Below are 2885 nucleotides of genomic sequence, written 5' to 3' on the forward strand. Positions count from 1 at the left end.
TGACCGCAAAGCTCTCGCTCACCCCGAAATGCCGGGCCGCAGCCCGACGCGAATGCCCTGCTTCGACAAAACCCACGACGCGCGCACGCAAATCATCCGAATAGCTGCGACCCATGATCCACCTCCAGAAACGGTGAATCACAAAGCAGCCCTCAAGGGAATCCCACGATTCCAGTTTTCAGTCCGACGCTCTAAGCAGACCGTGCGGCCCTGGCCGCGAAAGGTCGGGCTGATCGACTCCGCTGCAAGCGAGGGCAAATCCGCAGAGCCCTCGGCCTCGCTTGTTTCGTCGACCGCTGCTCCTGCTACCGCATCCTGCGTTGGCACGACGTTGCGAGGGGTCTTGTCGTCATGGTCCGAGAGATCATCCACGACCTCGCGAACGGTTCGAGGATGCGAAATTGGCGCTGCAGGTCGAGAACACCGCGAGAGGCGTCGGTCGCGGCCAAGCGCAGCCCCTCAAGAGCTACCTCGTCGCAATAGGCCGACAAGGAGCGCTCTCTTAACACCTTCTCGGCCTTGCTAGCCAGCCGCTCGATGTGCTGCCTGAATCGTCGAGTTGATCATCGCGTGATTTTTGGCTCCGCCAGACATGGCCGACATCGTTGGTAGAGCTTGATGCCGGGCGTTCGTTGAATGTCTGGTTTCCGGCTACAGCTCAATGTCAGGAAGTGTGAAGGGTTTCGGATGCCGGCCCGTGCGTGCGGGTTTTGACCGGGCTGAGGGCCGGCGTCCGAAAGCCTCCAGTGGAGGAAGCCGCGGCCCGGGGCCGTGGGCTATGGGGATTTCGCCGCGCGGCCTGGTCGACGGGATCGTGCGAGGCGCGGGACTGCGGTGTGATGCTCCGACCGAGATGCCCGGAAGCCCCGGGTTTGCTGCACCCGGGAGGGATCCGTGACGGCCGCGATCTCCATGTCCGCGATTGGGTCGAGCGGGATCGCCCGCTCTCTGGCTGAGATCGGTAGCGGTATGTCTGGGTTTCGCCGCGACGCCATCGTCATGAGGTGTCGATCCTGACGGCGAGGATGGTGCGCGGCGCGGTGCCCGGCGCGAAGCGCTCGACGAGGATCATGCGGCCACCGCAGCAGGGGCAAGGTGGCCTCCGCTTATCGACCGTCTCGGATTGTTCAGCCGGGATCTCTGCTTCGCGATCTGCCATCGTTGCGGCCGGCGTCGCCGCCGCGATGATCTGCCTGATGCGGGCGATCGTGTCGGCGCGCCGGCTTGAGGCGAGCAGGCCGTAGTGTCGGATGCGGTGGAAGCCGTCGGGCAGGACGTGGAGCAGGTAGCGGCGGATGAACTCGTGGGCCGTCATCGTCATGGTCTTGCGCCAGGCCTTGCCGGCCGAGCGGGCGCGATAATCCTTCCAGTGGAAGGTGACCCCGCGCCGGTCCATGGCGACGAGGCGGCTGTTGGCGATGGCGACGCGATGGGTGTAGCGGGCGAGATAGGCCAGCACGGCCTCTGGGCCACCGAAGGGTCGCTTGGCATAGACGACCCAGTCGGCCCGGCGCAGCGGCGCCAGCAGGGTGGCGAAGGCATCGGCCTCAGTCAGATGGGCGAGATCGCCATGGAAGGCGAGCCGCCCGGCCGCATGCAGGGCCGCGAGCCCTTCGAGGAAGAGCCTACGGAACAGCCGCGAGAGCACGCGAACGGGCAGGAAGAAGCCGGGCCGGCAGGCGATCCAGCGCGCGCCATCCGGCGAAAGGCCGCCGCCGGGCGCGATGATGTGGAGATGGGGATGGTGCGTCATCGCCGATCCCCAGGTGTGCAGGACGCTGGTGAAGCCGATGCGGGCGCCGAGATGCCGGGGATCGCTCGCGATGGTGGCGAGCGTCTCGGCCGCGGCCTTGAACAACAGCCCATAGACCTCGGCCTTGTTCTGGAAGGCGATCGCCGCGATCGGCGCCGGCAGGGTGAAGACGAGATGGTAGTAGGACACAGGCAGGAGATCGGCCTGCCGGTCGGCGAGCCAGTCCTTCGCTGCTGCGCCCTGGCAGCGCGGGCAGTGGCGGTTGCGGCAGGAGTTGTAGGCGATCGTGGCGTGATCGCAGTCGCCGCAGGCCATGACATGGCCGCCGAGCGCAGCCGTGCGGCAGGCCCGGATCGCACCCATCACCTTGAGTTGGCCGCGGCTAAGCCGATGACGCGCGAGATAGGCCTCGCCATGCCGGTTCAGGATATCCACGACCTCCAGCGCAGGCCGCGCCATGATCGGCGCAGGGACGCTATGGCGGTGGCGGCGGCGCCAGCAGCGCGAGCGGGCTCGTCACCTCGCGCAGGGTCTTCAGCGCAACGCGGGTGTAGACGGCGGTGGTGTCGAGCTTCCGGTGGCCGAGCAGAACCTGGATCACGCGGATATCGGTCTTCCGCTCCAGCAGGTGAGTGGCGAAGCTGTGCCGCAGCGTGTGCATCGACACCCGCTTGTCGAGCTTCGCCGCAACGGCCGCGGCATGGCAGGCCCGGTTGAGTTGGCGCGTCGTGATCGGCTGACCCGGCTGCTGGCCGGGAAAGAGCCATCCACGCGACCGCTTCACCCGCCACCATTGCCGCAGCAGATCGAGCAGGTCGGGCGCGAGCATGACATAGCGGTCCTTGCGGCCCTTGCCCTGCTCGACCCGGATCAGCATGCGGGCGCTGTCGATGTCGGCGACCTTGAGGTTGGCGATCTCCGAGACCCGCAGGCCACAGCCATAGGCGATGCTGAGCGCCGCCCGGTCCTTGAGGCTCCGTGCATGCGCCAGCAGCAGCGCCACCTCCTGCGTGTCCAGAACCACCGGCAGGCGATCGGGCGTCGGGATCCGCGCCATGCGGTCCCCGAAGCCGGTCCGGCCGAGCGTGACGTGGAAGAAGAACCGCAGCGCGGTGCAGGCCGTGTTCATCCG

2 protein-coding genes are annotated in these 2885 nt (G+C 67.1%); both read right to left on the reverse strand.

Going from position 1 to position 2885, the window contains the following annotated elements; all coding sequences use genetic code 11:
- Positions 1-997: 997 nt before the first annotated feature.
- Positions 998-2212: an IS91 family transposase gene (locus AC1DZY_RS26460; RefSeq protein ID WP_476823133.1), complete on the reverse strand. Its 1215-nt coding sequence runs from the start codon at positions 2210-2212 to the stop codon at positions 998-1000.
- A gap of 16 nt (positions 2213-2228) precedes the next feature.
- A partial coding sequence (locus AC1DZY_RS26465) for a tyrosine-type recombinase/integrase (protein WP_476823134.1) occupies positions 2229-2885 on the reverse strand: 657 nt, incomplete at its 5' end.

The sequence above is a fragment of the Allobosea sp. P2_A10 genome (genome assembly GCF_056405115.1).